The sequence below is a fragment of the Streptomyces sp. NPDC049887 genome (genome assembly GCF_040656535.1).
Taxonomy (GTDB): Bacteria; Actinomycetota; Actinomycetes; order Streptomycetales; family Streptomycetaceae; genus Streptomyces.
Window position 1 is genome coordinate 98,617 of record NZ_JBFAMM010000017.1, and the last position, 15,811, is coordinate 114,427.

The window sequence follows — 15,811 nt, forward strand, 5'->3', positions numbered from 1 at the left end:
GCCGGTGGACGGCCCGCTCTCATCCGCCGCTGCGGGTGAGGTCGCCGACCGGATTGCCGGCGCGGGCGTCGGCCGAGACGTACCGCAGCGTCCCACCGCCCAGTTCGAGACGCAGGCCCTTGGTGCTCTCGCTGCACATGCCCTTGCTGCGCGGCCCGCGGCGGGCGTCGACGACGAGGGTGCGGGCGTCGACGCGGATGGCGGTCAGCAGGTCCTCGCAGATGAAATTGCCCAGGATGTCGGTCTGTTCGGCCGTGCCGACCTGCTCGCCGGTGCGCCCGCCCGGCTCGATGGTGACCTTCATCGTGCCCGCCGGCAGTCCGGCCGCCGTGACGCTGCCCTCCCAGGTGCCCGCGAAGGCCGCCGGCACCTCGGCCTGGCCCGTCCCGCCTGCGGAGGGAGCGCCGGTCTCCGAGGACGCGGGCGGCCGGGCCGCGGTGCCGTCGTGGCCGCCGCCACCGCCGGGGAAGAGGTCGAGAAGGACCACGGCGCCCACGGTCACCGCGGCGAGCGCGCCGGCCACGGCGAGGGCCACGGTGCAGCTGACCTTGCGGGAGCCTCCCGGGTCGTCGCTCTCGCGGCGGGTCGTGACCGAGAGGGACAGACGCCCGCCGGCCTTCGCGTCCGCGGACACCCGCTGCGGGGGAGGCGTCGGCAGGGGAGGCGGCGACGCGGGCGCGGGGTCGATCGGCGGGCCGAAAACGCCCAGGGCCTGACTGGTGAACGGCACCGGCCCCGACACCACGGGGTCCTCGGCGGACGCCGGCTCCAGGTCGAGCAGCAGGACCGCGGTCCTGCTGACCTGCTCCACCAGCGGCCCGGGCAGCCAGCCCGCCGCCACGAGCGCCCCGGCTCCGGCCGGGGCGAGCCGGCGGGCAAGTGCGGTGGGCCCCGGACGGGCGGCCGGGTCCTTGGCCAGGCAGCCGGCGACGAGCTCCCGCAGTTCACCGGTGAGCGAGCCCAGCTCGGGCTCCTCGTGGACCACTTTGTAGAGCAGTGCGGCCGAGGAGTCGCCGGGGAACGGTGCGGCACCCGTCGCCGCGTAGGCGAGGACGGCGCCGAGCGAGAAGACGTCCGCCGCGCCGGCCGGCTCTCCCCCACCGGTGATCTGCTCGGGCGCCATGTAGCCGGGGGAGCCGACGGAGACGCCGGTCGTGGTGAGGGACGCCGTGCCGTCGGTGGCCCGGGCGATGCCGAAGTCGATGAGCCGGGGACCGTCCAGGGTCAGCAGCACGTTGGACGGCTTCACGTCGCGGTGGACGAGCCCGGCCGAGTGGACGGCGGCCAGCGCCTCCGCCAGCCCGGCGCCCAGGGTCCGGACCGTGTGCTCGGGCAGTGGCCCGTGCCCGGCCACCGCCGCGCCGAGTGCGGGTCCGGCGACGAAGCCGGTGGCCACCCAGGGCACGGGCGCATCGGGGTCGGCGTCGAGGACGGGAGCCGTCCAGGCCCCTCCCACCCGCCTCGCCGCCGCCACCTCGCGCCGGAACCGTGCCCGGAACTGCTCGTCGAGCGCGAAGTGGGGATGGACGACCTTCACCGCGACCGTGCGGCCGCCCTCGCTGCGGGCGAGATAGACCCGGCCCATTCCGCCCGCGCCGAGCCTGCCCAGCAGCCGGTAGGCGCCGATGGTCCGCGGTTCGCCGGCTTCCAACGGCTGCATGCGCTTCCCCTCCCCCTGTCACGGCGGCCTGCGGGGCGCGTCCGTTCCGTCCAGCAGCGTAGGCCCACGCGTGGTCCGAATCACCGGGATTGGGCCCGGTGCGGGACCAACCGATCGGCCAGGGCCCGCATCTCCCTGGTCGTGAACCGCCCACCGCGCCTGTAACCCCGCGAAACGCGCTCATCACCGCACAAACGGAGTACGCCATGAAACGGCAGTCCAAGGTACTCATCGCCACCGTCGTCCTCGGCGCCGTCGCGCTCGCGTCGGGATGCTCGACCGAAGGGGAGCCCGTCACCTTCGAAGGGCCGTCCGCCGCCCCTGCCGACCGGGACGGCGGCAAGGGCGGCGCGGCCGCCGCGGAGGCCGCCGCGAAGACCCTGATGCCGACCGGCCCGAAGGCCGAGTTCACCACGCAGAACACCGTCGACGACGGCACCAGGATCGGCGTCACCACGCTGCACGGAAGAAAGTCCGGATTCACGGGAAAGGTCTGGGTGTGGGCGCCACCGCAGTATTTCGACCCGAAGTACGCGAACAGCGGCTTCCCGGTCCTGATCGCGTTGCCGGGCGGCAACGGCTACCCGAACAATTACTGGATGGGCACCGACCTGAAGCTGCAGAGCAGTATCAGCCGCTGGTCGAAGGAAGGAAGGAGCCTTCCGTTCATCGTGGTGATGCCGGTGCTCAATCCGGATGACAAGCACTACTACGACGGCAGCGACATACCCGGCCGACCGAGAATGGGCACCTGGATGACCGAGGACGTGCCCGATTTCGTCCGCGCCAATTTCCGTACGTTCACGTCCCGGGACGGCTGGGCGTTCATGGGGTCCTCCTCGGGGGCCTTCGTCGGGCTGAAGTCGGTGCTGAAGCACCCGGACAGGTTCAAGGCGGTGATCGCCTCCGGACCCGACATCGTGCCGGACTCCCCCCTGTGGGCCGGGCACGCCGCGGAGCGGGCGGCCAACGACCCCGAAAGACTCGCCAGGGCGCTCGGCTCGAAGCCGGGCGGCAAGGACACGGACGTCTACCTGGCGTTCCAGGCGGGGACCAGGGAGTCGGCACTGCCCAAGGTGCGGGCGTTCATCCGGGACCACACCAAGGGCCCCGTGAAGACCCGGCTGCAGCTCATCCAGGACGGCGGGCACAACGCCAGGACGTATGTGAAGGGCATGGAGGACGGGTCGATCGAGTGGATCAGCCGCCATATGCAGGGGCCCGTCCCCACGCCCTGACCCGCACCGGGCGGCCCCGGGGGTGCCGCGTGCACGCCGCCGCCCGGCCCTCCGACCGGCGTTCCGGCTCCCGGCTCCCGGCTCCCGGCTCCCGGCTCCCGGCTCCCGGGTCCCGGGTCGGAGCCTTCCCGAGGCCAGGGCCCCGGGCGCCGCGAGGAGGTCAGACGCCGAGCAGTTCGACCGCCACGTCCGGCGCGAACCCCGTCGTCGGACCGGTCCTGCGGGCGAACTCCCGGACCCCGGCCAACTGCTCCGGGCCGAAGCGGAAGTCGAGGGTCGTGAAGTAGCGCTCGAGCAGTGCCGCGTCGAAGGCCTCCCAGCGCGCCGCCTGCTCGGCGACCTTCGTGACCTCCTGGAGGGAGAGGTCCCGGGAGGCCAGAAACGCCTCATGGACCTTGCGCACACCCCGGGGCTCCCGCCGCAGGTAGTCCTTGCGGGCCGCCCACACCGCGAAGACGAACGGCAGACCGGTCCAGTCCTTCCACATCTGCCCCAGGTCGTGGACCCGCAGCCCCAGCCTCGGCGCGTCGTGCAGCGACGCCCGCAGCGCGGCATCGCCGATCAGCACGGCCGCGTCCGCCTCCTGCATCATCACGCCCAGGTCCGGTGGGCAGGTGTAGTAGTCGGGCACCACTCCGTACTGATCGGCGAGCAGCAGCTGCGCCAGGCGCACCGAGGTGCGGGAGGTGGACCCGAGGGCGACCCGGGCCCCGCCCAGCTGCTCCAGCGGCAGCTGCGAGACGATCACGCAGGACATCACCGGCCCGTCGCAGCCGACCGCGATATCGGGGAAAGCGACGAGATCGTCGGCGTTGCGAAGATATTCCACGAGGGTGATCGGGCCGATATCGAGATCACCGGCGACCAGCCGCTCGGAGAGCTTCTCCGGCGTGTCCTTCGTGAGCTCGAGATCAAGGAGCGTCCCGGTGCGGGCGAGGCCCCAGTACAGGGGCAGGCAGTTCAGGAACTGGATGTGGCCGACGCGGGGCCGACTGCGGCGGTCGTGGCCGGCGGCGTTCTCGGCGTGTTCCGCGCGTTCCGCGGGTTCTGCGTGACTGTCCACATCGTGAGGCTAGACCCGGGGGCACGCCTTCGAATGGCCGGGGCACCCCACCTAGAGCGTCAGCATGTCAAGGCGGCATCAAACGTCCGGGTGACGTGATCTTTCCCTCTACCCATCACAACACCGTGCGTGCTAGGCTCAGCGCAAGTTGCAGTTTGGTTTCCCTTGCAGTGCAGAGCCTGCGGAGCATGTGACCCGCAGGCTTTTGTAGTTTTCAGACTTGTTTGCAGGTTCTGGAGCAGGGCAACCCTTTGGCCCAAGGAGGGCTTATGGCTACCGGAACCGTGAAGTGGTTCAACGCTGAAAAGGGCTTCGGCTTCATCGCCCAGGACGGCGGCGGCCCGGATGTCTTCGTCCACTACTCCGCGATCAACGCGACCGGCTTCCGCTCCCTCGAGGAGAACCAGGTCGTGAACTTCGACGTCACCCAGGGTCCGAAGGGCCCGCAGGCGGAGAACGTCACCCCGGCCTGATGCGCCCGGGTCGGCGATCGCGCACGACTTAGCAGTACCCAAGGGGCCCCGCCCGTACATCGCGTACGGGACGGGGCTCCTGCCTTTTCCGAAAGCCGTCGACCAGGCGGCTCCGTCACCCGGACGACCGGAAACCGAAGCCGGAAACAAGGCACCGGAAACCGGCGGGGAAAAGACGGTGAACGGGAAGCAGTGAACGGGAAAGGAAAGGGCAGTCCCCCGGACGGCTCACAACTCCCGGAACATGATGTGCAGCCCGACCGCGCCGTGTTCCGGATGCCGGAACGCGCCCGGGACGGTTCCCCAGGACGCGGAAACCCGGTGCCTCCCACAGGCGCGTCGCGGGATTCGTCTCCACCACGGCATTGAAGACCATTCCGGTGCAGCCGTCCCGCCGCCCGCGGTCGATCGCGTCGGCGATGTGCGCCGCCGGGCCGACGTGGTTGGGCCGTACCTACGCCGCCGCGACCGGCGTGCCGTCCTCGGCCACGAAGACCCGGTGGGGGGGCCGTCCACAGGGCGCGGGCCGCGGCTCGGAGGTGTCCGGGTCCCAGGCACAGGTGTCGCCGGCGGACACGATCCGGTGCCGGAACGGCCTATCCGTTCCCATTCCTGCGCGGGCGCCTCTCTTCACAGCACGGTTCGAGTGTTCCAGAGCCCTGACCGGCGACCGTACGCGTCCGTACCCTGGGAGGCATGACGGAGCGCAAACCCCCGGGCGTCAGTTTCGAATCGTGGGTGGACAAGCAGATCCGCGACGCTCGCGAGCGCGGGGACTTCGAGGATCTGCCGGGCTTCGGCAAGCCCCTGCCCGACGACCTGGCACCGTACGACGAACTCTGGTGGGTCAAGGGCAAGATGCACAAGGAAGGCATCGCCGTCCTGCCGCCCGCCCTCGCCCTGCGCAAGGAGGCCGAGGACGCGCTGGAGAAGGCGTACCGCGCGCCCTCGGACGCCGCGGTGCGCCGGATCATCACGGACATCAACGAGAAGATCACCGCCATGCTCCTGATGCCTCCCCCGGGCCCGCCGCTCGGCCGGAGGCCGTACGACCTGGACGAGGTCCTCAGGGAATGGCGGCTCCGGCGGGGCTGACGGGCCCTGCCCGGGGGCCCACGGCGATCCGGCGGACCTGGGGCCGCCCGGAACCGCCGTCGGGCCCCGTCCGCCCGACGCACGGATCGGGATCGGCCCGCCGCCCGCCCCTCACGCCCGGCGAGGGCGGGGAGCGCGGCGAGGCGAGGCGCGCGGTACCGGCCGGGAGGACCGGGGCACCCCGTTGCCGGCGCGGCCGCGTAGGCGTCGCTGTCGTGCCGGGGCGGGCCCGGGGCACCTCATCGGACGGACGGCGACCAGCGCGCGCCCTTCATGAGGTTCCCCAGACCCTCCCACGCGAAGTTCATCAGCGTCGCCGCCGCGTCCCTCGCGGAGACGTCAGGCGTTTCGTTGGCCCACCCGGCCAGCGACTCCGCGGCGCCGACCAGGGCCTGAGCGAGCCCCGCCACGTCCTTGCCGGCGAGTTCGCCCTCCCCGTGGGTCCCACGCGCCGCTTCCCCGATCAGCCCCGTCACGAACGCAACGACCTCGTCCCGCATCACCGCCACCTCGGCGGCGAACGGCTCGCCGTGCGTTCGGGCCTGCCGGTGCAGCACGGCCCACGCGTCCGGGTGCTCGGCGGTGTGCCGGAAGAAGGCGGCGAGGCCCTCCCACAGCTGCCCCTCCGGCGGCAGCCCCGGGTCGACCGCCGCCCGCACGGCCGCGACCAGCGCCGCGGACTCCCGGCGGATGCAGGCGGTGAAGAGGTCTTCCTTTGAATTCAGGTAGAGGTAGACGAGCGGTTTGGACACGCCCGCGAGCTCGGCGATCTCGTCCATCGACGCCGCGCGGTAACCCCGTTGCCCGAAGGTCTGCACTGCGGCGTCGAGCATCTGCTGCTCCCGCATGGCACGCGGCATCCGCTTGCTCCTACCGGCACCATCCACGTCAGACGTCCTCCCGGCCCTGCCCACCGATCTACTGTTCGGTAAGCCTAAGGCCCGCCGCCGGGCGGAAAGGTCGAGGACCGGTCCGCACGGTGCACGGACCGGTCCTCGGGCGAACCGCGCCGGATCGGCGCGGGCGGTCGGGGCGTCGGGACGGTCAGGCGTTGGGGCGCTTGCCGTGGTTCGCCTTCCTCTTCTTCCTGGCCCGCCGCTTGTTGCCTCGCTTCGACATGGCGCGAATCTCCCGATTCCGGACGAAAACGATGATCTTGCCAGTCTAAAGGCTGTCCCATGATCACCGGTGGATCAGCGCGCGGCGTCAGATGCGGTGCATCGCAAGGCGGAGGGCCGTCCTCATGCCGGGCGTATTCGGGCGATCCGACAAGGCAGCGAGGTGCCGCAGCCGGCGTCGCGCGGCCGCTGGGGACCAGGGGACAGCCCGTCGGGCGGATGCTCACGCTCCGCGCCCACGGCCCTCCGACGGGCACCGCGACGCCCGCCGGACCGGCTCCGGCACAGGGCGGATGTGGCGTCACACGGCGGCGGGGACGGCCGCCTTCCGCACGGGCTCGTGCACCTCGACGTCGTCGACCGGGGAGGACGAGGCCGAGTCGTACGCGTCACGGTCGAGGATCTTCTCGCGGGCCGCGACGATCACCGGGACCACAGCCTGACCCGCCACGTTCGTCGCGGTCCTGATCATGTCCAGGATCGGGTCGATGGCCATCAGCAGACCCACTCCCTCCAGCGGGAGGCCCAGCGTGGAGAGGGTCAGCGTCAGCATGACCGTCGCCCCCGTGAGACCCGCGGTGGCGGCGGACCCGACGACCGAGACGAAGGCGATGAGCAGGTAGTCCTGGACGCCGAGCTGCACGTCGAAGATCTGCGCGATGAAGATCGCGGCAAGCGCCGGGTAGATGGCGGCGCAGCCGTCCATCTTGGTCGTCGCGCCGAACGGCACGGCGAAGGAGGTGTACTCCTTCGGGACGCCGAGGCGTTCGGTGACCTTCTGGGTGACCGGCATGGTGCCGACCGAGGAGCGGGAGACGAAGGCGAGCTGTATGGCCGGCCAGGCGCCCTTGAAGAACTGCAGCGGGTTGACCTTGGCGACGGTCGCCAGCAGCAGCGGGTACACACCGAACAGGACCAGCGCGCAGCCGATGTAGACGTCGGCCGTGAAGGTCGCGTACTTGCCGATGAGCTCCCAGCCGTAGTCGGCGATCGCGTGGCCGATCAGACCGACGGTGCCGATGGGGGCGAGTCGGATGACCCACCACAGGGCCTTCTGGAGCAGCTCCAGCACGGACTCGCTGACGTTGAGTATTGGTTGGGCGCGGTCACCGAGCTTGAGCGCGGCGACACCGGCGACGGCGGCCATGAAGACGATCTGAAGGACGTTCAGCTCGGTGAAGGGCGTGATGACGTCCGTGGGGACGATTCCGGTGAGGAAGTCGATCCAGGAGCCGGCCTTCTCCGGCTTCTCGCCGTCCTGCCGCGTGAGACCGGTGCCCGCACCGGGGTTGGTGAGCAGGCCGATCGCGAGGCCGATCGCCACGGCGATCAGCGAGGTGATCATGAACCACAGCAGGGTGCGGCCGGCGAGCCGCGCGGCGTTGTTGACCTTCCGCAGGTTGGTGATCGACACCAGGATCGCGAAGAAGACGAGCGGTGCGACGGCCAGCTTCAGCAGCTGGACGAAGATGTCGCCGACCTGCTCCAGGGTCGTGCGGAGCCAGGTGACGTCCTGGCTCCGGGCAAGCCAGCCGAGCAGGACGCCGGCGATCAGACCGGCGACTATCTGGGCCCAGAACGGGACCTTGGGTATGCGGCTGGTGTGGGTGGGCGTCGCGGAGTTCGCGGACACGGACACACTCCGGTGAGGCGTATCGGAAAGGCGGGGAGGGGGGTGCGGCACCCGTTCGCTCGGGAGCTGCCGCTGTGTGATTGCCGGGTCAGACCGAGCGGCAACAGACCGCCGACGTGCGGGGGGAGCCCCCGGCACGAGCGCGGCGAGATGCGCGGGGGAGGCGCGGGCCGACACGCAGGCGCGTCACGAGCGGGGGGCTCATGACCGTTTCGGGGCACGCTGCTGTCGTCATGGCCCACACGTTAACACTTGAACTTTGAGATCCTCAAAGTCGTGCTTTGGGTCGGGATCACGCCGTGGCGAGTCCGGAAACAGCACCGCCCCGGCCCGGAGCGTGTGCTCCCGTGCCGGGGCGGCGAGGTGTACGGAGTTCGGCGTGACGAAGGTTACGTCCGCCGGCGGACGCCGTCGCGGGTTACTGGACGTCCTCGCGTGTGCGGTTGGCCTCCAGCCGGGTCCTGGCCCGGTCGACCTTGGCGACGATCTGCTCGGACATCGCCTCGCGCTGCTTGCGCAGCAGGACGAAGCTCAGCGGCGCCGAGATCAGGACGGACAGGACGAGCACCCACAGCAGGTTGGAGTCGCCCAGACCGCGCGGTAGCACGCGCAGGTACACCAGCCCCCACAGGACGAAGAAGCAGCCGACGAAGACGCCGAGCCGCATGAGGGTGTACCGGAGCGTGGCGCTCGTCTTGCTGTCGGACACGACGGCTCCTTTCCTTCACTGAGTCGCCCGTCCAGTGAAGCACGTCCCGACTGTGGTCTTTCAGGCGGCTCCGGCAGGCCGGGCCCGGACGGCGCCCCGGGACGATCACAGCAGGGGGAGCAGCATCGTGATGTCGTCGCGGTAGTCGCCGTCGGAGACGCGGATCGCGTCCGGCACCCGCCCGACCTCCTTGTAGCCGCACGAGGCGTAGAACCGCTCCAGCCCCGCGCCGCCGCGGCAGGTGAGCCGTATCGCGGTGATGCCGCGCATCCCGCGTGCGGCGCCGGCGGCCGCGGCGAGCAGGTCCCGGCCGTAGCCCTTGCCCTGGTGCCGGGGGTGGACCATCACCGTGTAGAGCCAGATCCAGTGCCGCATCAGCCGGTGCGCGTTGAACGTGAGGAACGCGGCGGCCGCGATCCGCCCGGCCTCGTCGAGCCCGACGAGCAGTCTCGACCGCCCCTCGGCCATCGCCACCAGGTGCCGCACCAGTTCGGGCCGCACGTCCTCCGTGCTCACCGGCGGTACGAACCCGACGGCCCCGTCGGCGTTGCTCACGTCGGTCCAGAGCGCCAGGATCCCGTCGCGGAGCGCGGGGTCGACGGGTGGGTCGAGCGTGAATTCCAGAGCCATGACCCGACGATAACAACGCCCCGGCCCCCGCCCGGGCGCCCCTGGAAAGGGCCGGGCACGCCCTCGTGGGCGGGTGGGACCGGGGCGCAACGGCCTCGGCTCAGGCCCCGTGCGGGGCCGGGCGCGTCAGACGCGCATGGGCTGCGGCGACTCGCGGCGGTCGCCGTCGGGGCCGGGGTACTCGCGGATGACCTCGTAGCGGGTGTTCCGCTCGACCGGGCGGAAGCCCGCGTCACGGATGAGTTCCAGCAGGTCGTCGCGCGTCAGCTTGTTCGGGGTGCCGTAGTTGTCCGCGTCGTGAGTGATCTTGTACTCGACGACCGAGCCGTCCATGTCGTCCGCACCGTGCTGCAGCGCCAGTTGCGCGGTCTGCACTCCGTGCATCACCCAGAAGACCTTGACGTGCGGGACGTTGTCGAAGAGCAGCCGGGAGACCGCGAACGTCTTCAGCGCCTCGGCGCCCGTCGCCATCGTCGTCCGCGCCTGCAGCCGGTTGCGGACCTTGCCGTCCTTCATGTCGACGAAGTCGTGCTGGTACCGCAGCGGGATGAAGACCTGGAAGCCGCCGGTCTCGTCCTGCAGTTCACGCAGCCGAAGGACGTGGTCCACGCGGTGGCGGGGCTCCTCGATGTGCCCGTACAGCATCGTGGACGGGGTCTTCAGGCCCTTCTCGTGCGCGAGTCGGTGGATCCGGGACCAGTCCTCCCAGTGGGTGCGGTGGTCCACGATGTGCTGACGGACCTCCCAGTCGAAGATCTCGGCGCCACCGCCGGTCAGTGACTCCAGCCCGGCGTCGATGAGTTCGTCCAGGATCTCCGAGGCGGTCAGCCCCGAGATGGTCTCGAAGTGGTGGATCTCGGTCGCGGTGAAGGCCTTCAGTGAGACGTTCGGCAGCGCCTGCTTCAGTTCGCGCAGCGACCGGGGGTAGTAGCGCCAGGGGAGGTTCGGGTGGAGCCCGTTGACGATGTGCAGCTCGGTGAGGTTCTCGCTCTCCATCGCCTTGGCGAGGCGGACGGCCTCCTCGATGCGCATCGTGTACGCGTCCTTCTCGCCCGGCTTGCGCTGGAACGAGCAGTACGCGCACGACGCGGTGCAGACGTTCGTCATGTTGAGGTGGCGGTTGACGTTGAAGTGGACCACGTCACCGTTCTTGCGCGTACGGACCTCGTGCGCGAGTCCGCCCAGCCAGGCGAGGTCGTCCGACTCGTACAGGGCGATGCCGTCCTCGCGGCTCAGCCGCTCGCCGGCCCGGACCTTCTCCTCCAGCTCGCGCTTGAGCCCCGCGTCCATGCGGCCGCCTCCCAGATGTCCTCGTACTGCGCTTGTCCCGGGGCCTTTTCCCGGGAGCGCCTCCGGGGTCGCCGGAGGCCCCACCCACGTTACGCCTAGACCTCCTCGGGCAGGTCCCCGACCCGGTTCTCCCACTTCGTGGACAGCACGATGGTGGTACGCGTCCGCGACACGCCCTTCGTCCCCGACAGCCGGCGGATCGTCTTCTCCAGACCGTCGACGTCGCTGGCACGGACCTTGAGCATGTACGAGTCGTCGCCCGCGATGAACCAGCAGTCCTCGATCTCCGCCAGGTCGCGCAGCCGGTGCGCCACGTCCTCGTGGTCCGCGGCGTCGGAGAGGGAGATCCCGATCAGCGCGGTGACGCCGAGACCGAGCGAGGCGGCGTCGACCGTCGCCCGGTAGCCGGTGATGACGCCTGCGGCCTCCAGGCGGTTGATGCGGTCGGTGACGGAGGGACCGGAGAGTCCCACGAGTCGGCCGAGCTCGGCGTACGAGGCCCTGCCGTTCTCGCGCAGGGCCTGGATGAGCTGCCTATCCACGGCGTCCATATGCCTGAGCCTTCCATTATTCATCGCTACCGCAATTTTACGTGTGAAATCCAAGGCATGCAGGGTGAACACCCCGCGCTGCCCATGCGTATCCGAACGATCGAGGACGAGTACGGCCGGTCACGCGGCCGCCCGGCCCCGTCGCCGCCGGTCGGCTAGTCGGCCCTGGAGCCCCCCAGGTCTCCTTCCCACCGGCGGTACAGGCCGTGCGCGACGCCCGACGCGTCCAGCGCCCGCCCCGCCACGAAGTCCACCAGGTCCTGGATGTGCGTCGCTCCCGCGTAGAAGGCGGGGGAGGCCGGCAGGACCACCGCGCCCGCCTCGTCCAGCGCCACCAGGTGCCGCAGGGTCTGGCCGCCCAGCGGCGTCTCCCGCACGGCCACCACGAGCTTCCGGCGCTCCTTGAGGGTGACGCTCGCCGCCCGCTGGAGCAGGTCCTTGGACAACCCGAGCGCCACGCCGGCGACGCAGGCGGTGGACGCCGGCACGATCAGCATGCCCTTCACCGGGTACGACCCCGAGGACGGTCCGGCGGCCAGGTCGCCGGCCGCCCAGTGGCGCACACCGCTCACGTCCACCCGGAAGGTCCCGGGCTTGCCGTCCGCGCCGCGCTCCAGCCAGGTGCGCAGATCGTCCTGCCAGTGCGCGTCCCGGAACGCGATCCCCGTCTCGTCGAGCAGGGTGAGCCGCGAGGCCCGCGACACCACCAGGTCGACGCTCTCACCGGCGTCGAGCAGCCCGCGGAGTACGGCTGCGGCGTAGGGGGTCCCGGACGCCCCGGAGACCCCGACGACCCACGGGGTGCGGTTGGCGTCGTTCATGGGATTGAGCCTATCCGGCCACCGGGTGGCGGAACTGAGTCAGGTGCCCCGGACGTTTCCGGGGAGAGACGCGGGAATCACAGGGGGCCACGATGTCGACAGCCTCGCTCGAGCCGAGCCGGACCGACCGGGTGAAGGCGGCCGGCAAGCTGATGCTTGCCTGGGTGGCGCTGCTGTGGGCGCTGGAGGTGGCCGACCACGCCACGGGCCACAGCCTCGACACGTACGGGATCACACCGCGCGAGCCCGCTGAGCTGGCGGACGTCGTCCCTGCGTCCTTCCTCCACTTCGGCTTCGGCCATCTCGCGTCGAACACGGTCCCGCTGCTGGTCTTCGGCTTTCTCGCCGCGCTCGGCGGCGTCCGCCGGTTCCTGGCCGTCGCCGCGCTGATCATCGTCGCCGACGGCATCGGCGTCTGGCTGATATCGCCGCCGGGCTCGAACACTGCGGGCGCGTCCGGCCTCGTCTTCGGCCTCTTCGGCTATCTGCTGGTCCGCGGTTTCGTGGACCGGCGGCCGCTGGACATCGGCGTCGGACTGCTCGTCGGCGCGATATGGGGCAGCTCGATCCTGCTGGGCCTCTCCCCCGCCAACACGGGCGTCAGCTGGCAGGGGCACCTCATCGGACTGGTGGCGGGCGTGGTGGCGGCCTTCGTGTTCCGCCGCCGCAGGCCGACCGCGATCACGGCCTGACGAGACCCCGCCCGGGTCCGGGCACGGGCTGGGGCTGCGGCGCGCTCAGGCCCGTGCGGCGGGGTCCACGGGGAGTGCTCCCGTGTCCAGCGTGAGCTTTCCGGTGCCCGTCTCCGCGACCACCGTCTTGCCGTACGGGAGCGTGTCCCGGCCGAGACAGCCGTCCGGGCCGGGATTCCAGGGGGTGAGGCAGTGACCCTTGCAGGGGTCGAAGACCAGGTAGTGGTGGTGCGGCTTGACGGGACCCATCACGACGGCACCCTCGATCTCCGTCCGGTAGCCCCGGGAACATGCCCTCGAGCCGGCTGAGCTGCGAGTGCAGACGGTCGATCTCCGAGAAGGTGGCGGTCACATCGGCCTCCCTGTCCATGCACTCGATGGTGGGCCGCACGGCAGCTACGGGGTGAGGCCCCGAACGCCCAGATCGATCAGGGCGCACACGAACAGGGCAATTCCGATGAAGCCGTTGACGGTGAAGAACGCCCGGTTCAGCCGGGACAGGTCGTGCGGCGTCACGATCGTGTGCTCGTAGACGAACGCGACCGCGACGATCACCAGGCCCAGCCAGAGGAAGAGCCCGGCGCCGGTGGCGAGGGCGTACCAGACGAAGAGGGCCATCGTCACGACGTGGCAGGCCCGGGCGCCCCACAGGGCCGCCGGGATGCCGAAGCGGGCCGGGACCGACTTCACGCCGTGGGCACGGTCGGCCTGCACGTCCTGGCAGGCGAAGATCAGGTCGAAGCCCCCGATCCACACCCCGACGGCAAGCCCGAGGATCACCGCGTCCCACGACCAGGCCCCGGTCACCGCGATCCATGCGCCGACGGGCCCCATGGCCTGGGCGAGCCCGAGGATCGCGTGCGGATAGTTCGTGAAGCGCTTCCCGTACGGATAGACCACCATGGGGACGACCGCGACCGGCGCGAGCGCCAGGCACAGGGGATTGAGCAGGGCGGCGGCGCCGAGGAAGACCACGACGGCGATGCCCGCCCCGGTCCAGGCGGACCGCACCGACACCGCTCCGGTCACCAGTTCGCGCCCGGCCGTCCGCGGGTTGCGGGCATCGATCTCCCGGTCGATGATCCGGTTGCAGGCCATGGCGAACGTCCGCAGGCCGACCATGGCGACGGTGACGAGCAGCAGCGTCACCCAGTCGACGCTCCCGCCGTTCTCGAACATCGCGGTGAGCGCGGCGATGTACGCGAACGGCAGCGCGAACACCGAGTGCTCGATCATCACCAGCCGCAGGAACGCCTTGGTCCGGCCGGGACCCGGTACGGCCGCCGCCGACGCGCTCACAGGCCGTACTCCTTCCACCGGCGGTCGACCAGCGCGGCCGTGTCCGGATCGGAGAGCACCATCTCCGGCCAGCCGCCGTCCCGGGTGTAGCCCTCCTCGGGCCACTTCCGCGTCGCGTCGATCCCCGCCTTGCCGCCCCAGAACTGCTGGTAGGAGGAGTGGTCGAGGTGGTCCACGGGCCCCTCGACGACCGTCAGGTCGCGGGCGTAGTCGGTGTTGCCCAGCGCCCGCCACGACACCTCGTGCAGGTCGTGGACGTCGCAGTCGGCGTCCACGACGACGATCAGCTTGGTCAGCGACATCATGTGCGCCCCCCAGACGGCGTGCATCACCTTCTGGGCGTGCTTGGGGTACTTCTTGTCGATCGAGACGATCGCGCAGTTGTGGAAGCCGCCCGACTCCGGCAGGTGGTAGTCCACGATGTCCGGCACGATGATCTTGAGCAGTGGGAGGAAGAAGCGTTCCGTCGCCCGGCCGAGCGGGCCGTCCTCCGTCGGGGGCCGTCCCACCACGATCGACTGGAGCAGGGGGCGCCTGCGCATCGTGACGCAGTCGATCGTCAGCGCCGGGAAGTCCTCCTGGGGCGTGTAGAAGCCGGTGTGGTCCCCGAACGGCCCCTCGGGAAGCATCTTCCCCGGCTCCAGCCAGCCCTCCAGGACGACCTCCGCCTGCGCGGGCACCTGGAGCGGCACGGTCTTGCAGTCGACCATCTCGATCCGCTTGCCCTGGACGAAGCCCGCGAACAGGTACTCGTCGATGTCCCCGGGGAGCGGCGCCGTCGAGGCGTACGTCACGGCGGGCGGACAGCCGAACGCGATGGCGACCGGCAGCTTCTCACCGCGCCGCGCTGCCACCTGGTAGTGGTTGCGGCTGTCCTTGTGGATCTGCCAGTGCATGCCGATGGTGCGCTTGTCGTGGCGCTGAAGCCGGTAGAGGCCGAGGTTGCGCACCCCGGTGTCCGGGTCCTTGGTGTGGGTGAGGCCCAGGTTGAAGAAGGAGCCGCCGTCGTCGGGCCAGGTGAACAGCGCGGGCAGCCGGTCCAGATCGACCTCGTCGCCGCGCAGGACGACCTCCTGCACCGGAGCGTCCTTCACCTTCTTCGGCGGCACGTGCGTCATCGCCCCCAGCTTGCCGAACGCCTCGCGCACGCCGACGAAGCCGTGCGGCAGCTCCGGCTTCAGCAACCCGCCGATCTTCGTGCTGATCTCGTCGTACGACTTCAGCCCCAGCGCCTTCAGCAGCCGGCGGTCGGTGCCGTACACGTTCATGGCGAGCGGCATGGACGAGCCGCGCACGTTCTCGAAGAGCAGCGCGGGCCCGCCGGACTTCTGGACCCGGTCGACGATCTCCCCGATCTCCAGGTACGGGTCGACTTCGGCCTTGATGCGCTTGAGGTCGCCCTCGCGCTCCAGCGCCCGGAGCAGCGAGCGAAGATCGTCGTAAGCCATGCCGTCCAGTATCGGCCACTCGCTACGCTGGACTCGTCACGGGGGCCGTTCCACGGCCCCGTTCTCCGCACGCAGGGGGCCGCCAATGCTT

The 15,811-nt window shown here is 70.7% G+C and carries 16 protein-coding genes and 1 pseudogene; 4 read left to right on the forward strand and 13 right to left on the reverse strand.

The genetic code is table 11. The annotated features are described in order from the left end of the window. Window positions 1–19 precede the first annotated feature (19 nt). Window positions 20–1,660 carry a serine/threonine-protein kinase gene (locus tag AB0J10_RS21280; RefSeq protein WP_363063796.1) on the reverse strand — a complete coding sequence of 547 codons (1,641 nt, stop codon included), beginning with the start codon at window positions 1,658–1,660 and terminating at the stop codon, window positions 20–22. Window positions 1,661–1,866: 206 nt separating this feature from the next. Here AB0J10_RS21280 and AB0J10_RS21285 point away from each other — a divergent pair, with 206 nt between their 5' ends. After that, window positions 1,867–2,898 (forward strand): alpha/beta hydrolase-fold protein, encoded by a 1,032-nt coding sequence (locus tag AB0J10_RS21285; protein WP_363063798.1) that lies wholly within the window; start codon window positions 1,867–1,869, stop codon window positions 2,896–2,898. 160 nt (window positions 2,899–3,058) lie between these two features. Here AB0J10_RS21285 and AB0J10_RS21290 read toward each other — a convergent pair whose 3' ends face one another. Beyond that, window positions 3,059–3,961: a menaquinone biosynthesis protein gene (locus AB0J10_RS21290; protein WP_363063800.1), complete on the reverse strand. Its 903-nt coding sequence runs from the start codon at window positions 3,959–3,961 to the stop codon at window positions 3,059–3,061. Window positions 3,962–4,230: 269 nt separating this feature from the next. Between AB0J10_RS21290 and AB0J10_RS21295 the strand changes: the two genes are divergently transcribed. Next, window positions 4,231–4,434, forward strand: coding sequence for a cold-shock protein (locus AB0J10_RS21295; protein WP_017948713.1), 204 nt, complete (start codon window positions 4,231–4,233; stop codon window positions 4,432–4,434). 228 nt (window positions 4,435–4,662) lie between these two features. Here the strand turns inward: AB0J10_RS21295 and AB0J10_RS21300 are convergent. Further along, a pseudogene (locus AB0J10_RS21300) lies at window positions 4,663–5,034 on the reverse strand (GNAT family N-acetyltransferase). A gap of 96 nt (window positions 5,035–5,130) precedes the next feature. Here AB0J10_RS21300 and AB0J10_RS21305 point away from each other — a divergent pair. Next, on the forward strand, window positions 5,131–5,529 hold the full coding sequence (locus AB0J10_RS21305) for a DUF1992 domain-containing protein (RefSeq protein ID WP_363063802.1): 399 nt from the start codon (window positions 5,131–5,133) through the stop codon (window positions 5,527–5,529). Window positions 5,530–5,768: 239 nt separating this feature from the next. Here AB0J10_RS21305 and AB0J10_RS21310 read toward each other — a convergent pair whose 3' ends face one another. The 7 genes from AB0J10_RS21310 to AB0J10_RS21340 form a co-directional block, all read right to left on the reverse strand. Next, complete coding sequence (locus AB0J10_RS21310) at window positions 5,769–6,389, reverse strand: TetR/AcrR family transcriptional regulator (protein ID WP_363063804.1); 621 nt, start codon at window positions 6,387–6,389, stop codon at window positions 5,769–5,771. Window positions 6,390–6,948: 559 nt separating this feature from the next. Further along, a complete protein-coding gene (locus AB0J10_RS21315) occupies window positions 6,949–8,280 on the reverse strand; it encodes a dicarboxylate/amino acid:cation symporter (RefSeq protein WP_363063806.1) in 1,332 nt (443 codons plus the stop codon). A 418-nt stretch (window positions 8,281–8,698) separates the two neighbouring features. After that, window positions 8,699–8,989, reverse strand: a complete 291-nt coding sequence (locus AB0J10_RS21320; RefSeq protein WP_363063808.1) for a DUF4229 domain-containing protein — start codon at window positions 8,987–8,989, stop codon at window positions 8,699–8,701. 105 nt (window positions 8,990–9,094) lie between these two features. Further along, window positions 9,095–9,619 carry a GNAT family N-acetyltransferase gene (locus tag AB0J10_RS21325; RefSeq protein WP_363063810.1) on the reverse strand — a complete coding sequence of 175 codons (525 nt, stop codon included), beginning with the start codon at window positions 9,617–9,619 and terminating at the stop codon, window positions 9,095–9,097. A gap of 126 nt (window positions 9,620–9,745) precedes the next feature. Then, window positions 9,746–10,909 (reverse strand): aminofutalosine synthase MqnE, encoded by a 1,164-nt coding sequence (mqnE, locus tag AB0J10_RS21330; protein WP_269728971.1) that lies wholly within the window; start codon window positions 10,907–10,909, stop codon window positions 9,746–9,748. A 95-nt stretch (window positions 10,910–11,004) separates the two neighbouring features. Then, window positions 11,005–11,460, reverse strand: coding sequence for an Lrp/AsnC family transcriptional regulator (locus AB0J10_RS21335; RefSeq protein ID WP_138053755.1), 456 nt, complete (start codon window positions 11,458–11,460; stop codon window positions 11,005–11,007). Between the two features lie 155 nt (window positions 11,461–11,615). After that, the gene (locus AB0J10_RS21340) at window positions 11,616–12,281 is read right to left on the reverse strand and encodes a UbiX family flavin prenyltransferase (RefSeq protein WP_363063813.1); all 666 of its coding nucleotides are present in this window, start codon (window positions 12,279–12,281) and stop codon (window positions 11,616–11,618) included. 92 nt (window positions 12,282–12,373) lie between these two features. On the opposite strand from AB0J10_RS21340, the gene AB0J10_RS21345 reads away from it, so the two are divergent. Further along, entirely contained in the window at window positions 12,374–12,973 is a 600-nt protein-coding gene (locus AB0J10_RS21345) for a rhomboid family intramembrane serine protease (RefSeq protein ID WP_363063815.1), read from the forward strand. 45 nt (window positions 12,974–13,018) lie between these two features. Here the strand turns inward: AB0J10_RS21345 and AB0J10_RS21350 are convergent, their stop codons facing one another. The 3 genes from AB0J10_RS21350 to AB0J10_RS21360 all read right to left on the reverse strand — a co-directional run bounded on the left by AB0J10_RS21350 (window position 13,019) and on the right by AB0J10_RS21360 (window position 15,720). Further along, the gene (locus AB0J10_RS21350; RefSeq protein ID WP_363063817.1) at window positions 13,019–13,222 is read right to left on the reverse strand and encodes a hypothetical protein; all 204 of its coding nucleotides are present in this window, start codon (window positions 13,220–13,222) and stop codon (window positions 13,019–13,021) included. Window positions 13,223–13,369: 147 nt separating this feature from the next. Beyond that, window positions 13,370–14,272 (reverse strand): menaquinone biosynthesis prenyltransferase MqnP, encoded by a 903-nt coding sequence (gene mqnP, locus AB0J10_RS21355; protein WP_363063819.1) that lies wholly within the window; start codon window positions 14,270–14,272, stop codon window positions 13,370–13,372. Then, window positions 14,269–15,720, reverse strand: a complete 1,452-nt coding sequence (locus AB0J10_RS21360) for a menaquinone biosynthesis decarboxylase (RefSeq protein WP_363063821.1) — start codon at window positions 15,718–15,720, stop codon at window positions 14,269–14,271. The genes mqnP and AB0J10_RS21360 overlap by 4 nt, the downstream gene beginning before the upstream one ends. Window positions 15,721–15,811: the final 91 nt, after the last annotated feature.

What these genes read in the sequence shown, in the direction of transcription:
- AB0J10_RS21305 (WP_363063802.1), top strand. Translation starts at nt 5,131, where the DNA reads ATGACGGAGCGCAAACCCCCGGGCGTCAGTTTCGAATCGTGGGTGGAC.
- AB0J10_RS21350 (WP_363063817.1), bottom strand. Translation starts at nt 13,222, where the DNA reads ATGGGTCCCGTCAAGCCGCACCACCACTACCTGGTCTTCGACCCCTGC.
- AB0J10_RS21340 (WP_363063813.1), bottom strand. Translation starts at nt 12,281, where the DNA reads ATGAACGACGCCAACCGCACCCCGTGGGTCGTCGGGGTCTCCGGGGCG.
- AB0J10_RS21345 (WP_363063815.1), top strand. Translation starts at nt 12,374, where the DNA reads ATGTCGACAGCCTCGCTCGAGCCGAGCCGGACCGACCGGGTGAAGGCG.
- mqnE (WP_269728971.1), bottom strand. Translation starts at nt 10,909, where the DNA reads ATGGACGCGGGGCTCAAGCGCGAGCTGGAGGAGAAGGTCCGGGCCGGC.
- AB0J10_RS21325 (WP_363063810.1), bottom strand. Translation starts at nt 9,619, where the DNA reads ATGGCTCTGGAATTCACGCTCGACCCACCCGTCGACCCCGCGCTCCGC.
- AB0J10_RS21360 (WP_363063821.1), bottom strand. Translation starts at nt 15,720, where the DNA reads ATGGCTTACGACGATCTTCGCTCGCTGCTCCGGGCGCTGGAGCGCGAG.
- AB0J10_RS21285 (WP_363063798.1), top strand. Translation starts at nt 1,867, where the DNA reads ATGAAACGGCAGTCCAAGGTACTCATCGCCACCGTCGTCCTCGGCGCC.
- AB0J10_RS21310 (WP_363063804.1), bottom strand. Translation starts at nt 6,389, where the DNA reads ATGCCGCGTGCCATGCGGGAGCAGCAGATGCTCGACGCCGCAGTGCAG.
- AB0J10_RS21295 (WP_017948713.1), top strand. Translation starts at nt 4,231, where the DNA reads ATGGCTACCGGAACCGTGAAGTGGTTCAACGCTGAAAAGGGCTTCGGC.
- AB0J10_RS21280 (WP_363063796.1), bottom strand. Translation starts at nt 1,660, where the DNA reads ATGCAGCCGTTGGAAGCCGGCGAACCGCGGACCATCGGCGCCTACCGG.
- AB0J10_RS21335 (WP_138053755.1), bottom strand. Translation starts at nt 11,460, where the DNA reads ATGGACGCCGTGGATAGGCAGCTCATCCAGGCCCTGCGCGAGAACGGC.